The 23358-nt window shown below is 68.2% G+C and carries 24 protein-coding genes and 1 tRNA gene; 4 read left to right on the top strand and 21 right to left on the bottom strand.

Annotated features, from left to right (window positions below; genetic code table 11):
* Positions 1 to 66: 66 nt before the first annotated feature.
* Complete coding sequence (locus J4557_RS30560; RefSeq protein ID WP_208270223.1) at positions 67 to 813, bottom strand: serine hydrolase; 747 nt, start codon at positions 811 to 813, stop codon at positions 67 to 69.
* Positions 814 to 860: 47 nt separating this feature from the next.
* Here J4557_RS30560 and J4557_RS30555 point away from each other — a divergent pair.
* Positions 861 to 934, top strand: a tRNA-Pro gene (locus J4557_RS30555).
* A 61-nt stretch (positions 935 to 995) separates the two neighbouring features.
* On the opposite strand, the gene J4557_RS30550 is transcribed toward J4557_RS30555, so the two are convergent.
* The 7 genes from J4557_RS30550 to J4557_RS30520 all read right to left on the bottom strand — a co-directional run bounded on the left by J4557_RS30550 (position 996) and on the right by J4557_RS30520 (position 6828).
* Positions 996 to 1463, bottom strand: a complete 468-nt coding sequence (locus J4557_RS30550) for a COG4705 family protein (RefSeq protein ID WP_208270222.1) — start codon at positions 1461 to 1463, stop codon at positions 996 to 998.
* 250 nt (positions 1464 to 1713) lie between these two features.
* A complete protein-coding gene (locus J4557_RS30545) occupies positions 1714 to 2394 on the bottom strand; it encodes a PP2C family serine/threonine-protein phosphatase (RefSeq protein WP_208270221.1) in 681 nt (226 codons plus the stop codon).
* Between the two features lie 5 nt (positions 2395 to 2399).
* Positions 2400 to 3080: a vWA domain-containing protein gene (locus tag J4557_RS30540; RefSeq protein WP_208270220.1), complete on the bottom strand. Its 681-nt coding sequence runs from the start codon at positions 3078 to 3080 to the stop codon at positions 2400 to 2402.
* Between the two features lie 23 nt (positions 3081 to 3103).
* Complete coding sequence (locus J4557_RS30535) at positions 3104 to 5017, bottom strand: protein kinase domain-containing protein (protein ID WP_208270219.1); 1914 nt, start codon at positions 5015 to 5017, stop codon at positions 3104 to 3106.
* Between the two features lie 96 nt (positions 5018 to 5113).
* Positions 5114 to 5452 (bottom strand): helix-turn-helix domain-containing protein, encoded by a 339-nt coding sequence (locus tag J4557_RS30530; RefSeq protein ID WP_208270218.1) that lies wholly within the window; start codon positions 5450 to 5452, stop codon positions 5114 to 5116.
* Positions 5453 to 5881: 429 nt separating this feature from the next.
* The gene (locus J4557_RS30525) at positions 5882 to 6055 is read right to left on the bottom strand and encodes a DUF397 domain-containing protein (protein ID WP_208270217.1); all 174 of its coding nucleotides are present in this window, start codon (positions 6053 to 6055) and stop codon (positions 5882 to 5884) included.
* A complete protein-coding gene (locus J4557_RS30520; protein WP_208270216.1) occupies positions 6046 to 6828 on the bottom strand; it encodes a helix-turn-helix domain-containing protein in 783 nt (260 codons plus the stop codon). The genes J4557_RS30525 and J4557_RS30520 overlap by 10 nt, the downstream gene beginning before the upstream one ends.
* 154 nt (positions 6829 to 6982) lie before the next feature.
* On the opposite strand from J4557_RS30520, the gene J4557_RS30515 reads away from it, so the two are divergent.
* Both J4557_RS30515 and J4557_RS30510 read left to right on the top strand, forming a co-directional pair.
* Positions 6983 to 7375 (top strand): ATP-binding protein, encoded by a 393-nt coding sequence (locus J4557_RS30515; protein ID WP_208270215.1) that lies wholly within the window; start codon positions 6983 to 6985, stop codon positions 7373 to 7375.
* 74 nt (positions 7376 to 7449) lie between these two features.
* Positions 7450 to 7692: a hypothetical protein gene (locus J4557_RS30510; protein ID WP_208270214.1), complete on the top strand. Its 243-nt coding sequence runs from the start codon at positions 7450 to 7452 to the stop codon at positions 7690 to 7692.
* Here J4557_RS30510 and J4557_RS30505 read toward each other — a convergent pair whose 3' ends face one another.
* The 8 genes from J4557_RS30505 to J4557_RS30470 all read right to left on the bottom strand — a co-directional run bounded on the left by J4557_RS30505 (position 7693) and on the right by J4557_RS30470 (position 17216).
* The gene (locus J4557_RS30505) at positions 7693 to 9339 is read right to left on the bottom strand and encodes a relaxase/mobilization nuclease domain-containing protein (RefSeq protein ID WP_208270213.1); all 1647 of its coding nucleotides are present in this window, start codon (positions 9337 to 9339) and stop codon (positions 7693 to 7695) included.
* A gap of 189 nt (positions 9340 to 9528) precedes the next feature.
* Positions 9529 to 9849, bottom strand: coding sequence for a hypothetical protein (locus tag J4557_RS30500; protein ID WP_208270212.1), 321 nt, complete (start codon positions 9847 to 9849; stop codon positions 9529 to 9531).
* A 1983-nt stretch (positions 9850 to 11832) separates the two neighbouring features.
* Positions 11833 to 12006 (bottom strand): hypothetical protein, encoded by a 174-nt coding sequence (locus J4557_RS30495; protein ID WP_208270211.1) that lies wholly within the window; start codon positions 12004 to 12006, stop codon positions 11833 to 11835.
* 425 nt (positions 12007 to 12431) lie between these two features.
* On the bottom strand, positions 12432 to 13772 hold the full coding sequence (locus J4557_RS30490) for a tyrosine-type recombinase/integrase (protein ID WP_208270210.1): 1341 nt from the start codon (positions 13770 to 13772) through the stop codon (positions 12432 to 12434).
* A 542-nt stretch (positions 13773 to 14314) separates the two neighbouring features.
* Positions 14315 to 14995 carry an integrase core domain-containing protein gene (locus J4557_RS51790; RefSeq protein WP_208270209.1) on the bottom strand — a complete coding sequence of 227 codons (681 nt, stop codon included), beginning with the start codon at positions 14993 to 14995 and terminating at the stop codon, positions 14315 to 14317.
* Between the two features lie 109 nt (positions 14996 to 15104).
* Positions 15105 to 15308: a hypothetical protein gene (locus tag J4557_RS30480; RefSeq protein ID WP_208270208.1), complete on the bottom strand. Its 204-nt coding sequence runs from the start codon at positions 15306 to 15308 to the stop codon at positions 15105 to 15107.
* Positions 15309 to 15613: 305 nt separating this feature from the next.
* Positions 15614 to 16564 carry a quinone oxidoreductase family protein gene (locus J4557_RS30475; RefSeq protein ID WP_208270207.1) on the bottom strand — a complete coding sequence of 317 codons (951 nt, stop codon included), beginning with the start codon at positions 16562 to 16564 and terminating at the stop codon, positions 15614 to 15616.
* Between the two features lie 70 nt (positions 16565 to 16634).
* Positions 16635 to 17216, bottom strand: a complete 582-nt coding sequence (locus J4557_RS30470; RefSeq protein ID WP_208270206.1) for a nuclear transport factor 2 family protein — start codon at positions 17214 to 17216, stop codon at positions 16635 to 16637.
* A gap of 27 nt (positions 17217 to 17243) precedes the next feature.
* Between J4557_RS30470 and J4557_RS30465 the strand changes: the two genes are divergently transcribed.
* Complete coding sequence (locus tag J4557_RS30465; RefSeq protein WP_208270205.1) at positions 17244 to 17837, top strand: TetR/AcrR family transcriptional regulator; 594 nt, start codon at positions 17244 to 17246, stop codon at positions 17835 to 17837.
* A gap of 198 nt (positions 17838 to 18035) precedes the next feature.
* Here J4557_RS30465 and J4557_RS30460 read toward each other — a convergent pair whose 3' ends face one another.
* From J4557_RS30460 to J4557_RS30440, 5 genes are all read right to left on the bottom strand, one after another.
* Positions 18036 to 18704, bottom strand: a complete 669-nt coding sequence (locus J4557_RS30460; protein ID WP_208270204.1) for a hypothetical protein — start codon at positions 18702 to 18704, stop codon at positions 18036 to 18038.
* Positions 18705 to 18768: 64 nt separating this feature from the next.
* Positions 18769 to 20223 carry a site-specific integrase gene (locus J4557_RS30455; RefSeq protein WP_208270203.1) on the bottom strand — a complete coding sequence of 485 codons (1455 nt, stop codon included), beginning with the start codon at positions 20221 to 20223 and terminating at the stop codon, positions 18769 to 18771.
* 92 nt (positions 20224 to 20315) lie between these two features.
* Entirely contained in the window at positions 20316 to 20654 is a 339-nt protein-coding gene (locus J4557_RS30450; protein WP_208270202.1) for a helix-turn-helix domain-containing protein, read from the bottom strand.
* The gene (locus tag J4557_RS30445; protein WP_208270201.1) at positions 20651 to 21043 is read right to left on the bottom strand and encodes a tyrosine-type recombinase/integrase; all 393 of its coding nucleotides are present in this window, start codon (positions 21041 to 21043) and stop codon (positions 20651 to 20653) included. Before J4557_RS30445 ends, J4557_RS30450 begins: the two co-directional genes overlap by 4 nt.
* Positions 21037 to 21762, bottom strand: coding sequence for a site-specific integrase (locus tag J4557_RS30440; RefSeq protein ID WP_208270200.1), 726 nt, complete (start codon positions 21760 to 21762; stop codon positions 21037 to 21039). Before J4557_RS30440 ends, J4557_RS30445 begins: the two co-directional genes overlap by 7 nt.
* Between the last annotated feature and the right edge of the window lie 1596 nt (positions 21763 to 23358).

Genomic DNA, 23358 nt, shown 5'->3' with positions numbered 1-23358 from the left:
CCCCCATCTTCGTTACCAGTCCGGATCTTTACCCGGCTTTTTCTTTTCGCCCCGATAAGACCGCTTTTACTGACCGTCCGAAGACGAACCGCTACCCACGCGTGTGACCCCCGTCACAGCCTTCGCGAGCGCCGTCACGCACCCCGCCGCCGCCTCCACGGAGGTCCCCTCCGGATGCAGCGTCAGCACCACGACGATCTTGCCGGACACCACGCCGGTCGTGTGCAGCACGGGCCGCCCGAGCCCCAGCTCCGCCGGCGCGGGCCGCCGGTCAGGCTCGCCCTCGAACCCCGACCACCCCTGCTTGACCGCCGACGGCCCCGCCTCCGCGATGCCGAAGACCTGATCGAACCCGTCCGCGCCCCTTCTGGCCATCCGCCCCAGCTGCTCCAGCACGAACCGCCCCTCCGGCACCGCCATCGCATGCCGATAGACCAGCACCACGTCCCCCGCGCTCATCCCCGTGTACCCCCACCACCCGGGCATGTCCGCAGGCGGCGGCACCGTCTCCCGCAACCCGGCCCGCCGCACCATCCGCTCGACGATCTCCGCCCGTCCGCCCCGCTCCCACACCTCGTCCGCCGCCGCGTCATCACTCGCCCGCAGCATCGCCTCGACCAGCTCCCGGTCCCGGGCCTCGAGCACCCGTCCCCTCAGGAAGTCGAGCGCCATCAGCACCTTGACCACCGAGGCCGACCGGAACACCTCCGCCGGCCGCCGCTCCGCGACCGCACGCCCCGCCGCCAGATCGAAGACGGCCCAGGAGGCCCGCACCCCCGCGGGCACCTCCACCGCCGAGAACCCGGTACGCACGACCCTCCAGACTGCGCTAGAGTAATCACGCCCGCTCAGACGGGCACCGGGACGTAGCGCAGTTTGGCAGCGCACTTGACTGGGGGTCAAGGGGTCGTGGGTTCAAATCCCGCCGTCCCGACAAGAAGTACCAGCTCAGAGGCCGTTTCTCCACCACGGAGAACCGGCCTCTTGATCGTTTGTTAGCCGTTCGTTAGTGAACCCAGCCGCCCCACACGGCACTCACCCGGTTCACACAGGACCAGAAGAACCCGCACCGGCCCGCTCCAGCCCACCGGAGGTTCACACGTCCCGGCCTCGCCCACCCTCGTGATCGTCCTGAGATCCAGAGCGCCGTCGACGACCGAGACCGGACGCCTCAGCCCGGGCCGCAGCGCCGTTCCGAGCCCGCCGTCCCCGCGGGCCTGGGAGAAGTAGTCCCCGATCAAGGCCCCCACTGGCAGGGTCAGAACGTAGGCGATCCAGAGCGCCGCAACCGCGTTTACTCCCACCACGGCAGGAGCACCGGCCATCGCGACGATCAGGGCGCCGAACAGCACCACCGACAGCGGGTACCCCAGGTCCAGCCGTTCGGCGACCAGGTCACCCGCGGCCGTGCCGAGCGCGAAGGTGAACAGCACGGCCCTCCAGTAGAACCCCTCGCGGCGCATGGTGAGGATGGTGTGGATGGACAGCGTCCGCTCGGCCGCATACAGGCCTCGAAGGTCGCCGCGAGGACGGCAGTGAAGGCCGCAGTGGTGACGGCCGGCGGCATGCCGAGACCGTCAGTGAGCTCATTTATCGGTGTTGAGGGTACCGACGACGCGGATCAGCACAACCGACACCAGTAGCTGCCGACCACATAGCACGCGTGTTGGCTTGCCCCTGACCAGCACCGTGCAGTCGGCACCCCGCAGGTTTTCACCTCTCCGCGGCGCAGACTGCGACCACGAGGGTCTTGTCGTCGCCGGTGCCGTCCGGAACCTCAGAGAGAAAGGTGTGCAGTCCGTCCGAAGCCGCGGTGTCAAGGCGTGCATAGGACCACAGGTCGGTGAAGAAGGGCGTGTACAGGGCCCCCGTGGCGGGGTCGTCGAGGATCACCGAGCGCAGCCCGTCCGTGGACAGTGCCACTCCGGTCACCTCGGCGGCGGGGAAACAATCGACCACCAATCGGTCCATGGCGTCGTCGGAGGTCAGGAACACCGTCTCGTTGACGTACTCGCCCCGCGCCGCCACCGCGGCGCTGCGTGCGGCCGCGCCCTGCTCGACGGCGACGATTCCATCACCGATCTGTCCCGCCGTCACCTCGGTCGCACCGACGACCACGACGGTGAGCGTACAAGCGAAGGGGGCGGGGTCGGCGGCCAGGCTGAGGACCGCATGCCGCGCCCTAGCGAACGCGCGGGGCAGCGGATCACCGTCCGAGGCCGCCGCGCATGCCGCCGCGACCGCCGTCCGCGCGCCCTCCGCCGCCCGCGGGCGGGACCCCGCACCGTCGGCGACCGCGAGGACGAGGCCCGCCGAGCTTCTCGCGGATGCCCACGCGTCCTGGCACCCCTGGCCGAGCCGTTGATGGGCGGAGCCGGTCACCGAGGCGGCCATGACCTTCACGCGGTGCCCCAGCCGACCGGAGGCAGGGGAATCTGCGTGGTGTCGCTCTCGGGGCCGAACGCCACCGAGTTGCTGACCTGCTGCATCGACGCCGACAGCCACGCGAACATCGGCCCGAACTGCAGGCCGCGCAGCCGTGCCGGGCCGCGTTGCGAGAGCCGTGCGAGCTGGGTCATGTCGGCGGTGTCGCCGATGCCCACCGCGAACACGGTGGCTCCCTTGGCCTTCTCCATGTCCGACAGGCGCTGGACCGCGCGTTCGAACCTGTCTCCGTCAGTCGGCGATCCGTCGCTCAGGACGAACAACCACGGCCGGTAGTACTCCAGGCCCGCCGCGCGGTACTCGGCCTTGCGCCCTTCGACGAGGTCCATCGCCGTATCCAGAGCCTCGCCCAGCGGGGTCGTGCCCGAGACGGAGAACCGTTGCGGCGCGAGTTCTCTGGCTTCGGCGAACGGCTGCGCCACGCGCACCTCGCCGCCGAACGTCACGACCGCCACCTCAGTGCGTTTACGGGCGAGTGGGTCTTCGCCGAGCTCGCCGCAGAACTGCGCGTACCCGCGGTTCAGCTCGTCGATCGGTGTGCCGCCCATCGACAGGGAGACGTCGAGCAGCAGGACGCAAGCGACCCGCGGATCGCGATTGTCCAGCTTCAAGCGCGGGGTGAACGGTGCGGTCATCCTGGTCCTGCTCCTTGTGAGGATCAAAGCGGGATCTGGGTATCGGGCATATCGCAGTAGAAACGGAATGCGTTGCCCGCGTGGGGGAAAGTGAGCGTGGCCCGGTAGAACGGGGCGTTCCTGGTGGCCATGGTGGAGGAGCCGTGCCAGTAGTAGTAGGTCTGATTCTGGTATTCGCGTTCGGTCGTCTTCGGTTCCGCCTTCTTCGGAAGCAGGCAGGCACGCCCCGGACGTCCGTAGCCTCCGATGTCCAGCCGGAGCCTGCCATCCGGCAGTGACGTTTTACGGAAGAGCGTCCAGGACGACGGGGCGCCGAACGCCCGCGTCGGGACGACGGCCACGGCGGGGACGTCGACCCGCCCGATCCGGGTCCATGGGAACCTTTCGCGGTCGGAGGTGAATTCGTAGGTTCCCGGCAGGCTCGCGGGATAGGTGATCCGAGCCGCGATATGCTTCTGCTCCAGGGCGATGGGCTCCAGCTTCATCGGGGCAGCCTCGATCAGCCCCTGCCGCGTGTGGACGAGGAGCCGCGCTCCGCCGAAGCCTGGGTTGGACACGTAGTCGCCGCGCGCGTCGAACACCACGGTCAGGCTGAAACCCTTGAGCACCGGCCGCTCGATCTTCAGTGTCGAAGGGTAGGCGTTCGCAATCTGGGGCTTGGCCGCGACGGTGTGAACCTCGGCCCCCGACAAGCGAGGCGCCGCGACGTCAGGGGGCGCCGGTTCGGATCTCACCCCGCCCACGACCTTTGGGACGGCGAAAGCGCAAACCGCCGCCGCGATCGCGAACGCACCGACCCAGGCGGGCCACCGACGGCGGCTCCGGCCGGGCAGTGCTGGCTGGCCCTTTGCCATCGGCTGGGGCGGGTGCTGCCGGGGGGTGGAAGCCGGGGCCGGCGGCACATGCTCGGACTGCGCACGCTCGGCGGCACACCAGGGGCACGGCGCCGCCGCCCTCGGATGGACATGCGTCCGATCCAGCGCGCACGTCGTCAGGTCGGCGGCCAGCTCTCGAAGGGCCGCCTGCCATTCGACCGCCGTGGGCCGCCGTTCCGGACGCCGCGCCCCCTCGGCCAGCGCCCGGTCGAACAGTTCGCGGATGGCACGCGGCACCAGCTCGAAGCCGGGCACGCCCGGCGGCGGGCGCAGCGGCCCTCGGCGGCCGTTGGCATACCAGCCTTTGGCTGCCAACCGGTCCCGGCGCGGTTTCTCGCCTTCTCCTGTCCACAAGCCGTCGAAGGGGTGGGCTCCGGAGAAGAGGAGCTGATGGATATGGACGGCAAGAGCGAACAGGTCGGACGAGGGCTGCCGCCGGACGGTCCCAACATCGGCGCCGATCAGCTCCGGAGCGGTGTATTCGGGACGGCCGACCGTGCAATGGAAGACCCGTCCCGACGCGGGGTCGACAACCTGCATCGAGTCGCAGTCGACCAGCGACACCCGCCCCCTGTGGTCGACGAGAACGTTGCGCTCCTGGAAATCGCCGACCACGACGCCGGCCTCATGGACCGCCCGGACGGCCGTGGCCAGATTCGCCGCGGTGTGCAGCAATTCCCGCCACGTCCACCGGACCGCCCAGCGCGGCCCCCCGGGCGCCGGAGAACGCCGGTCGGACGGGTTGGCCAGCAAATGCAATTCCGCGGTGCGCGAGATATCCAGGCGCGGCATGAGGAACCCGACGCAACGGTCGCCGTCCAGAACGCGGTCGGACGGCCAGGCGAGCAGCACATGCCCCTGCGCGTCGCAGACCCCCGGTGGCGGATGGGCCACCATGACGCGCAGCCGGTCTGACCAGGCATCGTCCCGCTCCAGTTCCGCTTCGTGGATACGCTTGAAGACCAGATCGGAACGCCCAGAAACGGTGAAGAGCTCACCCTGCCCGCCGCGCCTCAACGGAGGACCGAGCCTCAACTCCCCGCCGGCCTCTACCGTCAGCACGCGCATATTGTATGGGTGCCGCACAGAACGCACCATGATCTCAGAAGAACATCGACGTCCCGCGTAGCCGATGTCGTTTACGCAGGCATTGCGCGATTAGTTGCCGCCGCTGTTCGTGATGGAGCCTGAGGCGCCGACCCGAGCCCGGCGCTGGGCGCGGTAGCCGGCACCCTTCTTCGACGCCTCGGTGTCACGTGAGTCATCGGCGACGTCCGCAGGTTGATGGTGGCGCCGCCGCAGCACCTCGCGGACCGCTTCCCAGGAGTACCGGAAGTCCTTACCGGTCTTCAGCGCGGGGATCTGCCCGGCGTTGGCCATCCGGCGAACGGTCTGGGGCGACAGACCCAGCTTGGTCGCAAGCTCGGCCGTGGTGAGCACATCGGGATCGCGGCCAGGCATGTCGGTCATCGCCAGCCCTTCAAGTGTGGTGGTCACGGTTACGCGGATCCCGTCAGCGAGGCGGATGCGATGCCACAAAAGCACAGTGCGGACCGTGTGAACTGTCAAGAAGTCCTTACACGATCTTTGCGCTCCACGATTCTGTGATTACCGACCACCCCAGGGCAACGATCTGGAGGTAGCAGGTGAGTCTCCTCCAAACCACACCAACCCATCGCTGACCAGCCCAGCCGCCGACCTGCGCGGCCCGTCCTTGAACCCCGCCTTGCCACGGTCAGCACGCATGGCGGCGCAACTTCCGACGGCACGAACCAGCCAGAGAGGGCAGACCGATCAATTCGCGCACCATCGAGGAAGCGCAAGGGAACGGCCCTCGCATCGGCGGTCGTGAACGCAGCGCCCTCTAGCCAAGGAAGCCCCGGCCCTCTCGGGGACCGGGGCTTCCTAAAGACGCTGCTTGGGGTGTCAGCGCTTGAGGACCGCTACGAGGCCCGCGAACTCGTCGCGGCGCAGGGTGAGCTTGGCGCCGGCCGGGTTCTTGCTGTCACGGATGCCCACGGTCTCGCCGAGGTCGGCCAGTTCGACGCAGTTGTCTCCGGCCTCACTGCTACGCGATGACTTGCGCCAGGTCACGTCCATCGCTCTCTCACAACCTTCCGCATCAGTTCGACCGACGCCATCGGTGAAAGCGCCGCCGCCTGGAGCCTACTGAAAGCCTCGCTGACGAGCGCCAGGTCTCTCGGCTCGGCGCTCGTCTCGCCCCCGATGTTGCTCTCCAGGTACACGATCTCGCTGCGATCCGGCTGGGTCGCGATCACGAACGGCGCTCGGGCGTCGCGGTAGTAGCCGATCAGGGCGATCTGGATCGTGATGTTGTCGCGCTCCGACATGTCGATCAGGTGCTCCAACTGTTCGCGCATGATCTCCGCGGAGCCGACCTCTCGGAGCAGGACGGACTCGTCCAGCACCACGAACACGGTCGGAGCATACGGCTTGGTGAGCACCTTCTGACGTTGCATCCGTTCACGGACGGCCTCATCGCTGTTCATGAGCACGCTCGCGTACGCCTCGGTCTGGAGAAGCCCGTAGACGAGCCTGGTCTCGAACGCGCGTAGCGCATCGGCGGACGCCTCAGCGCAGGGGAAGTCGGCGAAGAACTTCGGGTAGCTGCTGGAGCGGAGGAGTTCGTCCCAGGCATCGACCAGAGCGGTGCCTGTGTCCAGCGCCTTGTCCAGGCGTTCGGCGAAGTCCCTGCGGCACTTGGTGCGCCCGGACTCGACCTGGGAGATGTAGCTGCGCGTGACCGCCGACCGTGCGGCGAGTTCCGTGCGGTTGAGTCCTGCTTCCTCTCGCAGGCGCGTGACCTCTGCGCCGAAGGCGACGGTTTTCGATGTGGGTTTGCGTGCGGCCACTGCTTCGCCTCCGTGTGAGCGAGGGGAACCCACCTACCAGCGATCGGCAGCGCCACGTGTGTGTTGCTGCACTTCGGTGGTAACGCTACGCCGTGGAGTTCAGAGTGTGCAGCGAGTTACTAGAAGCAGTCAGTGGCCAGCGAAGGTCGTGCCGATGTCCGCAGCACCGCAAACCCCTGAAGTCCCGACGCTCGTCCTTGAGCCGAACGATCAGGCACCGCGCCTCGCGCGCCGGTTCCTCGCCGAGCAGTTCGCCGGCTGGGGCATCACCGACGACTACATGGGCCGGCTCGTGGTCTGCGAGTTGACCACGAACGCCTACAAGCATGGCGAAGGCCCGATCGTCGTCCGGCTGTTCCTCGACCCGCACGACGGACAACCGGTCATCGAGGTATCGGACACCGGTACGGGACACCCAGTGGTCCAGCTCCAGAACTACGCCGCCACCTCCGGCCGCGGCCTGCAGCTCATGGCCGAGCTCGTGCGCGGATGGGGAGTCAGGCGCCTCACCGAAGGCGGCAAGGTCGTCTGGGCCAAGCTGCTCTGAACTCGACAGGTGCCCAACACAACGGCCCCGATCCCCCCGGAAGGACAAGGGCGGGCCCCTCGCGCGAGGAGACGATGAACGTCACGTCGCTACTACTGCAGCACCTCTTTCCGGACTGGTCGATCACCCTGGACCGAGAAGGCATCTGGAGAGCGACCGGACGGATCCTGATCTCCGCGTCCGACCTGGACGGCCTGGTGAACATGCTCCACGTCGTCGACCCCGAAGCCTTCGAACGCGCAATCCTCCTGCTCCAAGAACCTCGAGGAACAGCCAGCTTCCGAGAGGACGGACGACAACCACGAAGGATCTATTGATCAACGGCCTCGTCGGGGCGACCGGACAGGGCGAGTGGGATCAGACGGCGCCGAACTCCTTGATAGATCCTGCTGTAGCGGAGCCCACGGACTCGGGAAACCGGCCATGGCCAGGCGCGCTTGTGCGCTGGGGGCAGGCGACTGCGACACAGGACGCTCGGCCGCGGGTCTTGCTTCTCTGGCATGCGCGGCGGCCCTTCGGGCGGCGTCGGCCTGGGCTTGGCGCTGCTGGAGGTGGCGGAGTTCGGCGATGGTGTCGAGCAAGGTGACGAAGTTGGCGATGAGCAGCACCGTGGACACCACCGCCCGGTTCTTGATGACGCCGGTGCGCGCGAGCAGGCGGGCTGCAGTACGCAAAGCGTCCCCGGCCGGAGTCGGAGCAGGGATGCGCCCGTAAGGTGCGCGCGCCGCACGGTCGTAGGCGTCGGCGGCACGATGCAGGTGACGGTTGCCGGTGACCTTGGCCGCGACGCGAAGGGCGTCGGACGCCGCCCAGCAGGCGTCCTGCACCGCGTGCGGGCTGACGGCCAGGTACCGGCGGATCTGCGCGGTGGCGTAAGCAGCGGCCCGTGCCGCATCGTCGTAGAACGCCTGGCGCTCCTCCGGCGTCAATTCGTCATGCTCGCCAGCCTGTGCATGCGGCGGCCCCGGCGAGGCCCAACGTCGGTGAAGGCGGGACAGTGACAGGTCGTCGGCAAGGCGGCTGCCGGGATACCAAGTCGGTTCCACGCCATCACGCTCGACGGGAAACGCGACGGCGTATCCGGTCACTTGCCCGGGACTTGTCTGGCTGTAGCGGGCCTTGACGAGGAGTCCACCATCTCGCAGCCGGTCGAAGAATTCGGTGGTCGTCCCGGACTCGTCCGCCGCGCGGCGGACGGCGGACCACACCAGGACTCGTTTCGTCCGCGCGGACATGTACCGTCCGTCCAGCGGACCGACGCCGGACCGCGCCGGACCAAAGTCGTCCGCACCCGTCCACCGGCGGCGAAGCTTGGGCAGCGTGAGGTCGTCGGCGAGCTTGCCACCGCCGAACCACACCGGCCGGCCGTCCTCGTTCACATCGCCGCGGACCGCCACCGCGTAGCCCGTGACCTCACCGGCCGCCCGCTGACTGAAACGCAGGCGGACCAGGACACCATCGTCTTGCAGACGCTGGAAGAACTCCCCCTCACTGCACGCCCCGGCCGCCGCCGTCTGGACAGCCCGCTGCAGAAACGTACGAGACGGGACCTCCCGGCCACGGCGGACGGCCTTCTCCATCTCGCCGCGGGTCAGCCGCCGCGCCGCCGTCCGGTCCGCCGGCGCCGTCCCCCGCAACCCGTACCGCCGCTCGACCGCTCTACAAGCGTCCCGGACCCGGTAGCCGTCATTCCACACATCAGGCCGCCCGCCGTCCTGGCGGGCCAAGGTCGCCACGATGTGGACATGGTCGGCGGCATGCCGGACCGCCACCCACCGGACCGCCCCCAAGTCCCCCTCCCGGGCAAGCCCGACCCGGTCCATCACCTCGCAAGCGATCCGGGCCCACTCCCCATCGGACATCACCGGGTCCTCAGGCGCCGCCCGCAACGGCAGATGCCACACCGGCTGCCGAAAGCTCCGATCCCCCAGCAACGCCAACGGCTGAGTGAGCAACGCCTCCAAACGCCGAAAGTCCCGGCTCCCGTCCGCCCGCAAACCAGGCTCCAACTCCGCCGGCGTCCGAAAGCCCGCGACGATATGAGGATCGGCATGCTCCTCGTTCCGCCCAGGACCGTACAGATAACGAAGCAAGCCCTGCACACGCCGACCACGCCGAATCTTCCCGATCAACCACGGCCCCCGGCCGGCCGCTCAAGGGAGCCGATGCCGCAACTCCTGAGCCAGCCCATCGAGCCGGTCAATAGAGCGGGCCGCCGCCTGGGCGTACCAGCGAAGCTGCTCGACCAGCTCACCAGAGTGCAACGCCGCAACAGCCTGATTGAGATTCACCCCGACCCGCTGCACCTGCCCGGCCGCCAGCAACACCGCCGCCAGCGCCTCCCGCAGCACCGCGTACTCCGACACCACTCGTCCCTGCGCCGCCGCCAAACTCGCCTGCGCAACGAACGCCCCCAACGCCAACCCCTCGCTCGCCGCCGCAGCCGCCATCACCGCATGCTCCTGCTCCGACAACGCGATCCTCACCGACCGGTTCCGCTGCGGCGACCGAAGCGACCGACGCCTCCGCACCCCAGAACCCGACACCGACCTGCCCACCTCAGCCGTACGCCTCACCCCCTCGGAGATCGCGCCCGATCCCCCTACCCGTGGCTGGACCGCGCCCGGTCAGCCACCACAAATGAACGATCTCTATTACTTGCTCCGCCGTGGCGTAGGCCCGCGAGACCATAACGGCATCACGGTGCCCGACCCCGAGCGCCCGCCCCTGATCGGGCTCTGCACTGCGGCGCGCAGAGGCGACTTCCGCACAGCGGCGTACCCTCACGTCGTCTGGCTTTCGCACACAAGTCAATCCGAAGCGACGAAGCCCTTGCACGATCTCCTAGAGTTGCTTGCGCCAGATGATGGCCGACCCGCTGGCCGAGCACCAGCTTTGCGACCGGCGCGCCGCAGTTTCCCCATCCGCGCAACCTGTGGCACCCCCAGGAGAGCCCGAAGGCTGTGCGGTCTACACAGGTCCTCTTTACGCGAGAGCAGTGTGCCCTCGAGCAGTTGGTGCGCTTCAGTCGCCCGTAGCGTCTTCTTCAGCCGCGGTCGAGGGTTCGGCGGAGGGGCGCAAGACGGCGGCGGCCAGCAGTGCCGCGACCAGCGTGACGATGCCGCAGATCACAAAGCCGAGCGAGTAAGCGTGGTCGAGGGCGTTCCGCGCTCGACGGCACGAGCTGACGTACGCATTGCGGGATCGATCCCGCCATGCCCCTGCTCCACCTCCGGCAGCGCAGGGGTCGGACCGGCGTCAGTCAGCGCGCCGGGGACTCCATCATCATGTCGATCAGATGGTGAAGGTAGGTTCTGAACTCGTGCAGTCCTAGGTGTGGCTAAGCGGCCTGGTAAGGCGAGTCGTCGGCCCCGCGCCTGCGGTGATGGTCCCTTCGCCGCCGGCGGGCAGTCGGGGCAGGGCAAGTCAGCCCCGCACACGCAGGGATGGTTCGATGTCGGCGAGCAGCTGTCGCAGGTAGGCGTCGTCGGCCCCGCACACGCGGGGATGGTTCGACATGTTTCTGTTGGAACCGCAGATGTACGCCCTCGGCCCCGCACGCGCGGGGATGGTCCCAGGTCGCCCTCGATCGCGTAACCTGCCGTCGCGTCGGCCCCGCGCCTGCGAAGATGGTTCTCCCGTCGGCCCGTACTACAAGCTCCTCACCCGGTCGGCCCCGCGCCGCAGGGATGGTCCGCGAGCCTGTTCCACTGGGCCGTAGTGCTCCGCGTCGGCCCCGAGCCCGCGGGGATGATTCCGCGGCGAAGAAGGTCGTGAACCCGCTGCTGAAGTCGGCCCCGCACACACGGGGATGGTTCCTCTCACACGGCGGCACCTCAACCGCGCCACCAGAGTAGGCCCCGCGCCTGCGGGGATGGTTCGACCTCGCTGGCCATCATGACGCTGGCGGTATCGTCGGCTCCGTGCCCGCGGGGATGGTCCGGGCGACCCGGTCCCGGCCGCGAACGTGAAGAGGTCGATCCCGCACGCGCGGGAATGGTCCTGGCGCGCTCCCGCAGTACGTGCTGGTAGGTGCGTCGGCCCGCGCCTGCGGGGATAGTCCGTGGAGCGTCCAGGTCTCGGTGGCGGACCGGGAGTCGGCCCCTCGCCTGCGGGGACTGTTCGAGCCGACCGCTGGGCATTCGCCAGAGCGCCAGGTCGGCCCTGCGCCTGCGGGGATGGTTCTGCCGCGCAGATCGAGACCCTCGGCTCCAGCGCGTCGGCCCCGCATCCGGATGCCGGCTGCTTGCCGTGACCATGCGCCCGCAAGCCCTCCAAAGAATCCTTGACAAACGAGAAGAAGGAAGCGTGGCTGTGGGTGGCCCCGCGGACGCGGGATTAGTTCGGTGCTCGCGCTGCGACCCGCACGACGAGCACCGTCGGCCTCGCGTGCCGGCGATGATGCCATCGTCGGGCATGTTGGCCCGCGCGCGCCTGGCATCGCATAGCCATGACCGTCACCGGTAGTCGCCCACGACGAACGAACCGGTGACGGTCAGCTGGCCGTCGGCAGGGGTGCCCGCATGTTCCCCTCTGTGTGGGGTTGTCGACGACGGGTGAAAACTGACCCCCAGGCGGCGGATCAGTTCCAGCGCCTGCTGCCGGGTGCGCTTCTCGGACCGCTCCCGCATCCGAATCAGCAGGGCCGGATCTCACGGAGCCAGTAGTCGAGTTGCTCCGGTGTCATCGACACGAACGGTTTGTTCGCAGCCACGTCCCGGTCCTCCTTCTCTCGAGTGGCCATGCCTGGGTTAAGGAATTAGGAAATCTTCATGACGGTCCAGAGGCGCGGTCGACCCGCTTGGCGTAGTGCTCGCCGGTCGGGTCGCCGCGCAGGTTCCGGCGGTGCCGGAGTTCGCGCAGCAGGCTTGCAGCCGGTAGCGCAGCAGCCCGGCCAGATCGCGGGCCGAGCGGACGCGCTCGGTGAGGATGTCGTCAGGTCGCCGGCGGACAGGTGCGCGGTGTACCGGGACGCCAGCGCGACCAGCCCGCGAAGCTGGGCGGCCTCCTCCTCGGAGAGCTGTTGACCCTGCTCAGGAGCAGAACGTTTAGTTCGTCAGTCGGTGCGGCGGCGGCTGCGGATCTTGTCGAAGGCGGCGAGGGCGGTGTCGTCGGCGTCGTCGAGGGTGTGGAGGTAGCGCTCGGTGGTGGAGATCGAGCCGTGGCCAAGGCGCTCCTTGACGACCTGAAGGTCGGCTCCGCCGGCCAGGAGCCAGGATGCGTGGGCGTGGCGGAGGTCGTGGATGCGGACCTTGGGGTCCAGGTCGGCTTTCTTGAGGGCGGGCTTCCAGATCCGGTTGCGGAACCAGTTGGCGGGGACGTGGCCGTCGGTTTCGCGTCGGCGGGGTTCGCGGGGGTTGTCCTTGCCGTCGGCTCGGCGGCGGGCGCGGTATTCGGCGAAGGCTCGCCTGCAGTGGTCGCAGCGGCATTTTGCGGCGTTGTAGGCGCTCAGCGTGCCGTGGCGGTAGCGGCGTCCCTTGGCGTTCTCTTCGGTCCAGCCGAGTGCTTCGGGGTCGAGCGGGGCGGGTGGCTCCTCGACCGGGGTTTCCGGTTGGTAGACGAACAGGAGCCCGTCGGTGCCGAGCTTCTCTTCGATGATGTGGTCTTCGAGTTTTGTGACGATCTGGTCGCTGAGCTTGAAGCGGCGCCACTCTTTGTCTTTGGGGTAGTCCTTGACCAGGAAGCGTTTTCCCTCGGGATGGAACTTCGGGTTGAGTTCGACTACGACGCGGCTGACCGTGAGGAGGCGGGAGCGGGTTTTGAGGTCGCGGCCGCGGAGTTCGGTGAGTTCGCCCCAGCGCAGGCCGGTTTCGATGGCGGTTTCGACCAGGAGTTTGGAGTCGGCGTCCGGGAGGGCGTGGTAGAGGTCGTCGAACTGTTCGGGGCTGATGATTTCCAGCGGCTTTTCAGGGACGGTGGGGGTGCGGACTCCTTTGCAGGGGTGGATGTAGGTCACCTGGTCGTTCAGGGCGGTGGTGAAGATGGCGCTGAGGACGACCTTGTTGTAGCGGATGGTGGCGGCGGAGACGCCGTTCTTCTTCATGCCGCTGATCCATGCGCGGACGTGCTCGGGGAGGATGTCCATCATCCGCATCGCGCCGAACTCGGGCATGACGTGCTTGTAGATCGAGTAGTGGTAGCTCTGCATGGTGCTCGGCTCGACCTCGTGGTTGGGCAGCCAGGTCTCCTCGACGTACTTCTTGAAGGTCTGCCGGCCTCGCTTGAGGTTGAGGTCCCGCCCCTTGCCGACCTCGGCCTCGGCGCGCTGCCAGGCCCTGTCGGCCTCCTTCTTGGAGGAGAAGGTCCCCGCCGAGGTGATCTTGCCTTTGAGGTCTTCGTAGCAGGCGGTGTAGCGCGGCTTGCCGTGCCGGTCGATGCGCTTGAACGCGTACCCCAACGTCACTCCCCCGAATGATCGTTTGTTAGTGGCTCGTTAGTGGACTCTGCCCCACGGGGCGACATCCACGATGACTGCACGTCACGCACATTAGGCCTCTGACCTGCATGTTCTCACGGATTCGACTGATCACGAAGGAGGCCGGATGAATGCTTTCAGGGCACTGGGGGTCAAGGGGTCGTGGGTTCAAATCCCGCCGTCCCGACAGAGTTTATGCAGGTCAGAGGGCTAAGCTAGAGTCGCCCTGTGGCTCCCCGAACGGCACTCGGGAGCCACAGGGGGAGCCAGCTCCCGCAGACTCACGGCCGGAAAGCGGCCTTCGTCCCGGTGGATAGATCACGTTCGCCGGAAACGCCGCACCAAGCACATGACACTTGGTCAAAAGGTCCTTCCCGGTCACGCGCAGCGGAATGTATCGGTCGACCTCCCTTGTGATCCAAGGCAGGGCGGACTGGGGGCGCGAGTGAGCAGGGCGTGCGGATAGTGGGGGCGGCATACCTGCCAGCCTGCCCCTGCCCCTGCCGAAACCTCGTCTGCGCAGGTCAAGCAGCATGTTCATACTCGTTGAGGATCCCGCCCAGACGTTGCCTTCTTCGGATGTTCAGGTGGGCAATCTGGTCTGGTTCACTGATCGGCGGAGGCAGCGGCTTCAACGGACGGGCGTTGGCGATGCCCTGATGCGGGCGATGCTCGTTGTAGAAGGTCTCGAACTCGCGGAGGGCGTGGAGCAGGTGCCGCTGGTTCCAGACCAACGGGCGGTCCAGGAGCTCACGGCGGCAGGTCTGCACCCACCGCTCCATCACCGCGTTCATCCTCGGCATCCGCACCCCGGTCAGCACCGCCTGGATACCGGAATCTGCCAGAACGGCGTCGAACAGGCCAGGGAACTTGCCGTCCCGGTCGCGGATCAGGAACCGTGCCCGGCAGCCGGCGTCCTGAAGGTCCATGAGCAGGTTCCGCGCCGCCTGGGTTACCCACGCTGCGGTGTGGCGGGCGGTGGCGGCCAGAACCCGGATGCGGCGGGTACGGTGCTCGGTAACCGCCAGCACGTACATCCGCGCACCGGTGAGCGTCACGGTCTCCAGGAAGCCACGCCAGCAGCGCCCCGGCCTGGGAATGCAGAAGCTGGCCCAGGTGGTGGCGGAACGCTCAGGTGCCGGGTCGATACTGGCGTCCTTGAGGATCTCCCAGACGGTGGAGGCGGCTACCGTGACGCCGCGCACCGCAACTCGCCGTGCACCCGCCGATAGCCCCATCTCGGGTTCTCCCGCCACAGCGAAGGACGAGAGCCCGGATCGAGCGGACGGTCGGCGGACGGCCCGGCCGCTTGGGTTACGAGCGAGCAGCGTGCCGCCCGGCGATCAGGTCCCGGTGCCAGCGCAGCACCGTGTCCGGCCGCACCAGCAGCCGCATCCGCCGCAGCACCCCGGAAGGCAATCGGTGCAGCAGCGCCGCCACAAACACCCGGTCCGCCGTAGTGAATCGCACCCGCTTCCCGGCAAGCCGGCGCTCCAGCACGGCGATCTGATGCCGCAAACACCAAGATCTCGGAGTCCTTGTCCCAATCGGTCATTGGAAGCAGACGCAGCACCGCGAACGCGTTGGTCACCGTCATTTAGGCCAGTCGCAACAGCACAGCCGCCCATCATCCCGCGGCAACCACCACGCCGCGGCCCGTCCTTGCTACTGATCAAGCCCCGCGTCGCAGCCCACCCCCTGCGCCTCTCACCTGCACGGACGTAGTTTTCGGCAGGCACACTGTCCACCGCCCGCCCTGCTGGTGAAGGTCCTCCAGCTCCGGAGCGCCAGTGAAGGCCGCGGCGCTGCGGTTCCAGCAATCCTCAGAAGGTGGTGAGATCGAGCACGAGGCGGCCGCGCACGCCGCCCTCGGCCAGCCGTCGATGCGCCTGGGCGGCCTGGCCTGCGGGGAGCACGTCGGCCACACGCAACGTCAACACGCCCGCGCTTGCCTGGTCCCGCAACCGAAGCAGGCGGGCATGGTCGGTGGCCATCTCGGTGACCAAGACCTTGTGTAGGTGGATGCCGCGGTCGACCGGGCCGTCCCAGCCGCGAACGACGGCCAGGCCGCCGCCGTCCCGGACCGCCGCGACGATCAGCGTGTGCTGCGCCGCACCGTCGACGACGGCGTCCACCCCGTCCGGCGCGAGTGCGCGGAACCGATCGGCGACGTCGTCACCGCGAGCCACGACCTCGTCCGCGCCCAATTCGGCCACCAGTTGCCGGTCACCGGCCGACGCATCGGCGAACACACGCAAGCCCTCGCTCTTGGCCAGCTGCACCGTGTACCCGCCGAACGCTCCGGCCGCACCGGTCACCGCGATGGTGCCGCCGACGGGAACGGCCAGCAGGTCCAGCGCGAGCCGGGCGGTCAGGGCGTTCATCAGCAGGGTGGACGCGGCCGGGAAGTCCGCGCCGGTCGGGATCAGAACCACCGATTCCGCCGGCGCCACGATGAGTTCGGCGTAGGCGCCGCCGCGTGGACCGTAGGCCTGCACGATCGCGGCGACCGGATCCCCGGGCCGCAGCGGGGTATCGGTGTCCGGGCCGATCGCATCCACGACGCCAGCGGCGTCCATGCCCGGCACGTACGGAGCGGGCCGGCCCTCGAACCACGCCCGTGCCAGCCCGGCGCGCAGCATGGTGTCGGTGGGGTTGACGGCAGCGGCGTGCACCCGGATGCGCACCTCGCCGGGGCCGGGCACGGGATCGGGCAGGTCGATCACTCGCAGCACCTCGGGGCCGCCGAACTCGGTCAGGCCGATCGCACGCATATCCACATCTCCACTCGCGGGGCATTGTCGTATTGCTTGGTGTCCGCGCGTCGGCGCCGGGACACGGGCCTCATTCGACGGTGGGGATCGTGGCGGCCGCGGGATTCCCGACCGACCAGCGCGAGCTGACCCGGTTGTGGCGAACCAGCCACACGTGGCCGTGATCGCGGACCAGGTCGGTCTCGAACCGGTTGCCCAGCAACAGGTGGTCCTGGAATTCGACCGACGGCCCCTCGCCGGTCCGGTGGTGCTGTCCGATCAGGTAACAGGTCAGCTTGGCGGTGTCGCCGTCCACCCACACCCGGATGTTGGACAGCGCGTGGAAGGTGTCCATCGCCGTTCCTACGGTCTTCATCAGGGTCTGCACGACCTGCTCACGGCCGACGTACGGCTCGAATGTGTGGATGCTGTGGTCGATGCCGCCGAGGTCGAACACGGCGTCCTCGGTGAAAGCCGACCGCAGCAGATCCTCGTTGCCGAAATCGATTCCCTCGACGATCCGGATGACCGCGTCCACGATGCCGTCGCGGTCCGTGTACGCCGTCGTCTCGGTGAGATTCATCAGAACGCTCCCATCTCGGGGATCGTGCGATTTCCAACGCCAACGTTGGCGTTGGTAATCGAAGTTATCACCGGTCGTGACCAACGGCAACGTTGGCGACGGTGCTACCCTGGGCTGGTGAAGCGGACCGTCGAGGAGACGCGCCACCGGTTGCGGGCGGCGGCGACGGCCGAGTTCGCCGAACACGGGCCTGACGGCACCACCGTGACTCGAATCGCGGCCCGAGCCGGCGTCAACAAGGAGCGGCTCTACGCCTACTTCGGCGACAAGGACGCGTTCTTCGACGAGGTGCTCACCGAGGCACTCGAGGAACTCTCCCGCGTGGTGGCCCCGGACGGTCTGCGCTTCGACAACCTCGGTGAGTTCGCCGGGCGCACCTTCGACTACTACGTCCAGCACCCCGAACTGGCCCGACTGCTGCAGTGGGAAGGTCTACGCGGGGCGCCACCGGTCAACGCCGCCGCCCGCGTCTCCCACTACAGCCGCAAGGTCGACGCGGCGGCGCGGGCCCAGCGTGACGGTGTCATCGACGGCCGGATCGACGCTGGCCACCTCATGTTCATGATCATCGGCCTTGCCGCCTGGTGGTTCAGCGTCCCGCAGCTCGCCGCCATGATGACCGGCGCCGAGGCCGACGACCCCGATGAGCGGGCAAGGCGACGAGCGTTCGTGGTGGAGGCCGCCCAGCGGCTGTCCGCCTCGCGGCCTTGACGCCGATTCCCTTTTGCACCCTCAATTCGCCTGACGCAACCAGGGACACCACACCCTTTGCCGGCGAGACTGCCCGTCGACGGGTCCAGAACTGGTGAAGTCTCGTAACCGTCTGGCCCGTATTCGATGGGTGGAGGGCACGGTCGGCCACTGTGTGTGATCGCCGGGCGTGGGGGGTCGGGTCTTCGAGACGGATGTCTACTGCGTCGGGTCTACTGCAGTAGATCGGGCCCGCCGCATGACCCACCAGGCACCGCTCGCAGCCACCAACGCTACGGCCGAGAAGAGAAGAGCGGCCGGCCAGGTGGCTTCGATGCGGGGACGGGGCTCCATCCTGAGGGGGACCAGGTGACCGTAGGCCTTCGGGATCAGGTGGTCGTCGGCATTAATTGTCTGTTGAATTCCTCCCCAGATGTAGGCGCTGACGATGAACGCCCATGTGACGGCGAAGGCGACTGCGGCCGGTGGGGTCGACAGCCGGATCAAGCGGGGTCGTTGTCGTAGTGCGCCCATTCCGGAAAGCGCTGCGGCGGCAAGTGGGGTTGCCAGCAGCAGGAGTGCGGTCCAGACATTCGGACCGCCCCAGGGGCCCGTCGAGTGGACGTCGACGGACACGAAGACCGAACTGGTCGTGTCCTGCGGTTGGTCGACGTGCCAGGCCACACCGGTCGCCCATATCAGGGCCGTGGTGAGAGCCAGCAGCAGGCTCGCTGCGGCCGCCGTGCCGGCGAGCATCCGGACCGACGTCCTCATGAGGCCGATTTGCGCAGCCGGCTGGTCCTTGGAAGGTTCGTCACTCTCCGCGCGGGAGGGAATGTCGGCAGGGCTCATGTCGGCTGAGGATACGGGGATCTCCAGCCAGAGCATCACCTCGAAGATCTGCTCGTCGGGGAGGCAGCAACAGCACCACATCGAGCAAGATGCAGCCGGGCTAATCCCGAAACGGATCCAGAACTCGTAAAGACTCGTGACCAATCGGCGCGCGTATTCCCTTGAGTGGAGGGCGAAGTTGGTCACCGCCTATGGTCTCCGGGTGCGTAGCGTCTCCAGGGGCCGGCGGCTTGGGCGGCGATGACGGTGAGGCTTTCGTTGTTGTAGCCGAGCATGCTCGCGACGACTGGTGCCGGGGCTTGCAGGACGAGGTGGCGGATCGCTGAGGTGCGGGCCCTGCCCGGGGCGAAGCCCCGGTCGCGGAGCCGCTTTTCGATGGTGCTGGGTGGATGGGCCGGCCGGCCCGGCGTCCGGGGAACAGCCAGCGGCCGTCGGGGTTGGTGGCGGTCTTGGTGTTCGGGCGAGCCGCCGCGTAGCCGAGCAGGAGGATGGCGAAGGGCTCGGGCACCGGGGTGGGCGGGTCGCCGAGCCGGAGCAGGACCTGGCCGTCGTGGTGGCTGATGTCGTCGAGGGTGAGCTGGACGATTCTGGTGATGGGCTGGGCGTAGAGCAGCAACAGCATCGCTGTGACGCGGTCCATCACCGGGATCTGCTCGTCGGTGACGGCCCGGCGGATCAACGTGATCCGGCGGTGCTGGTCGAGCGGCGCCGGATTGCGCGTGGAGATGTTCGGGATGGTCAGGCGGGGCATGTTCCCGGTTCGTATGCACCAGCGCAGGAACTGCTGTGCGTGCCGCCGGGCGAGACGGTGCTCGGCGTGCCAGGCGTCCAGATCGGCCTGGGTGCACTGGGCGGCGGTGCGGCTCCGGCCGGAGAGGAACATCAGAAACTCGGTGGCCTTGCGGAGCCTGTCACGGGCGGTGCTGTCACGTGATGGGCCGAGCGATCCGCGGGCGGCGGACTCGCGAAGTTTGCGCAGAACATCCCAGGTGGCGTACTGGTTGAGCAGCTTGCGTTGCTCGGCGTCGTCGACGGCGGCCAGGTGGCCGGCCGGCCATGATTCGAACATCAGCAGGTGCCGGTCACGGGCGGGGAGCAGGCCGTACTTCATCAACAGGTCGCGTAGATAGGCGACCGTCCGTGGAGCACCGAGCGTGCTGAGGCCCTCGTGGGTGAGAGGCGTGCGGCCTCGGGCCAGGCTCCGCAGCATCCGCTGGACGTGCTCTTGGCGGAGCCAGGTCTGGCAACCCAGTGGGCGCTCGACCTGCCGAAGCCTGTCGAACAGCGGCCGCAGCGTCGAGCTGACCTGGCCGGAGCCATCGTCCAGGACGTCGCGAAGCATCTCGGTGAGAATGCAGCGGCGGCGGACGTGGTCGCGCTGGCGGAGGCCTTCGTGCCCGCACCGGATGCAGAAGAAGTTGCCCGGGATTCCGGCGCAGTCGACGCAGAGCCGCCCGCCGCCCGCGGCGATCCCGGGTGTCATCCGCTGGGCGCCGCAGCTGGCGCACCGGCCCTGGACCTCCAGCGCGTCGTTGCGGCAGGTGGAGCAGACCACGCCCTCGGGCCAGCGATGCAGCCAGCCGGGAAGCCGGCCGCAGCGAACACACCGCGGCCGGTCGCCGTGAACCTCCTCGGCGGCCGGGCGGGTCACGGTTCGGGCCGCAGGCGGGCCTGCTTGGGCCGGATCGCCGTGGTGTCGACGGCGTGCAGGTCGCCGGTGGTGCCGGTGCGGCGGACGTCGCGGTTCTCGGCCTTGGTGGCAATGAGGTCGGCGGGGGTGACCTCGAGGATGTCACACAGCGCGGCCAGCACCGGCAGCGAGAGCCGTTCAGGGATGCCGGTGACCAGGCGGTGGACCTGGGAGGCCGACAGCCTGATCCCGCGGTCGGCCAGCAGTGGGACCAGCTCGGTGGTGGAGAACATGCCGCGGGTGGCCATCAGTTCCCGCAGCCGCCACCGGTAGATGACCTGGCGTTTAGCACTCATCGGGCGCTCCTGTCTCGCAGTGCCGCATCCAGCGTCTGGTCCAGGGCCCGCCGCAGCGTGCGGGTGCGGAAGTCTGAGGAGACGCAGGTGTAAAGAGCGGTGGTGCTGGCGACCTCGTGCCCGAGTTGAGCTTGGACGAACAGCGCGTCCATGCCTGATTCGATCAGATGCGTGGCGTATGACCTGCGCAGACTATGGAAGTCGACCCCCGGATCCAGACCGAGCTCGTCACGGTAGGCGGCGAACCGGGAGTCCAGCCGCTTCACTCCGATCCGCCGCCCGCGTTCGGACGGCCACAGCGCCGGGTTGCCCTCAGCGGCCATGAGCGGCCGGGCCTCGGTCACCCACTGCTCGACGATCTCCGCCGACCAGGGCCAGACCGTCAGCACGCCGCGGCGCTTGGGCGGTGAGCCCTTCTTGGCTTGCCGCAGCGGACATCCAGCACGCCGTACTCGCCGCCCTCCGGCCCCTGCGGGTTAGCGCCGAAGTCGGCGACGTCCAGCATCCGGGTCTCGTTGCGGCGCAACCCGAACGCGTACGCGACCTTGAACAATGTCGCGTCCCGGAACGCCGGCAGCCAGCCCTTGCGGCCTCGGCCGCGGATCCGCGATACCTGCTGGTCGGCGTGGTCGAAGAACGCCTCCAGCTCATCGATGGTGAAGGCCCGCTTGGTCGGCTCGCCCTCATACTCCTGGACGTGGACCGCGGTGTTGACCTCGGTAACGACATGCACCGGCTGTGTGCCGAACCGGGTCTGGCACTGGTCGACCCACCCGTAGGCCGGGTCGACGAGATAGGTGCAGAACGAACGCAGCGCCTCCTGATAAGACCGCAGCGTGGAACGGGCGTTGCCGCGCACCGCCCGGATGTCGGTGAACCACTCATCCGCGAGCTGGTGACTCCACTCCCACGGGAACGCCTCGCAATGCCGGGCGAACGCCCGCACCCGCTTCTCCCGTCCCTCAATCGTGGAGAACGCCAGGTTGCGGGCCAGCTGCTGGTTCCGCCAGCCGGTCAGCATCGCCTCGAACACCTGCTCCTCGGGCTGCAGCAGCGGCACCCCGGCCGCCAGCTGCAACCGAGCCGAACCCGGAAGATCCGTGCCCATCTCGTCACGCTCCGTCGATCGCGTCTGATGCGAGATACTCGCACCAGACGCGACCCAGCTAAGGACGTGCAGGTCAATCGGCCGGACCCGGCCAACCAGCCACAGCGGCCCCACCGGCGCCGTTATCCTCGGCACTCCTGCGCATAGCCAAGAACGGCCAGCTCACAGGCCACGAACGCAGCAAGCCGACGCAGCGGCCGCACAGCAGCACGTATTCGCATCGGATGCAATCCGCGCCGGTTCCCACATAAGCTCAAAACCCACATTGAGATGATCTTGAAGGCTTCAGGGATGCGCCGACCAGGCTGTTCACCCGGACCAGACATCCCCGGCGAACTCGAGGCATTCGCCGGGGCAGCCAAGTCGTAATCCGCGTACCCGCAGTCCGCAACCTCCTCGCCTGCGGACGGAAACATCGAAATCCGCCCGTCCCGAAAACGGTTTTGGATTCAAGAGGTCAATGCACCACCGAGAATGATCTTGATCATTACGGAGGTACGGGTGCGGGACTACGGGTTCTCCACAGCACAACAAGAGGAGCTGTGGGGGCGCTGGCGTAGCGGTGAGTCGCTGGGCGGCATCGCCAGGAGCATGGGAGCGCAACTGCAGCACGTGCGGCGATTCCTGCTGCAGACCGGTGGACTGAAGAGCCCGCCGCGCTGCCGGTCGCTGCGGCATCTGGCATCCTCCTCCCGAACGTGGCCCCAGGGCCAAAGTGGCGGAGCGTGACGGGTGAGTGGACATAGTGTCCGGACCCGACCGGCGCCGGGCCCGCGCGGCCGCCGCCGGCCGCCGGTCCCGACCTGCGGTCCTTTCACAGATCCGACCGCGTCCGAGGCGGCGGCGCGCCGTTATCCGGCCCGGCCGGCACGCGGTGCGCCGGACTTATCCCGCCGTGCCCGGACCGAAACCCGGCCAGACGCCGGACACCGTGTACGGCCCTGTGACCTGCACAGAGAGCTCTACTTTGGGCCTGGGGTCACGTTCGGGAGAACACCGCCTGGTAGGCCGCATGACCGCGCCGCCGTCTGATTGTGACGCGCCACGGCTATCTGTCGTCTGATCTGCCGGGCTATGTGTCGTCCCGGGTCCGTGCCAGACGCTTGCTGCTGCAACGCGTGACGGATATCAGGTGGGGCCCGGCGTGAACCGGGCCCCTTTGGCCTTGATCGACGAGTGGTCGATCGCGGCCGGTCCTTGCATCGGCCCTCATGAGGGCGGAGATGCGGGCCAGATCGAGGGAGGTCGCACCGGGAGTGTGGGTGGTGGCCCGGGACCGCAGCGGACAAGGCCTCCGAGACCTCAACTGACGGGTCATCACTCGTGTGCTCCATCTGACACTCATCAGTGCCTGTTCGAGAACTCCGGCTCTTGGTTGAGGTGTTAGCGATCACTCAAGTTGAGGACGACGGCGTCATTGCTGGTGAGGACGTGGTTGCGCGCGAAGGCCCCGCCAGGGGCGTCCTGGCGGGGCCGTGGTGTGCAGGTTGGCGCGGTGGTGGTCACTCTGTCGCGATGACCTCGTTGACGGCGGAGCGGGCGGCGGTTTCGTCGACGACGGTCTTGTCGGCGATGAAGGTGGCCAGCAGGGATTGG

It is taken from the genome of Actinomadura nitritigenes (assembly GCF_017573545.1).
Taxonomy (GTDB): Bacteria; Actinomycetota; Actinomycetes; order Streptosporangiales; family Streptosporangiaceae; genus Spirillospora; species Spirillospora nitritigenes.
The sequence above is the reverse complement of the archived record's forward strand: the minus strand, read 5'-3'. Positions and strand labels throughout refer to the sequence as shown.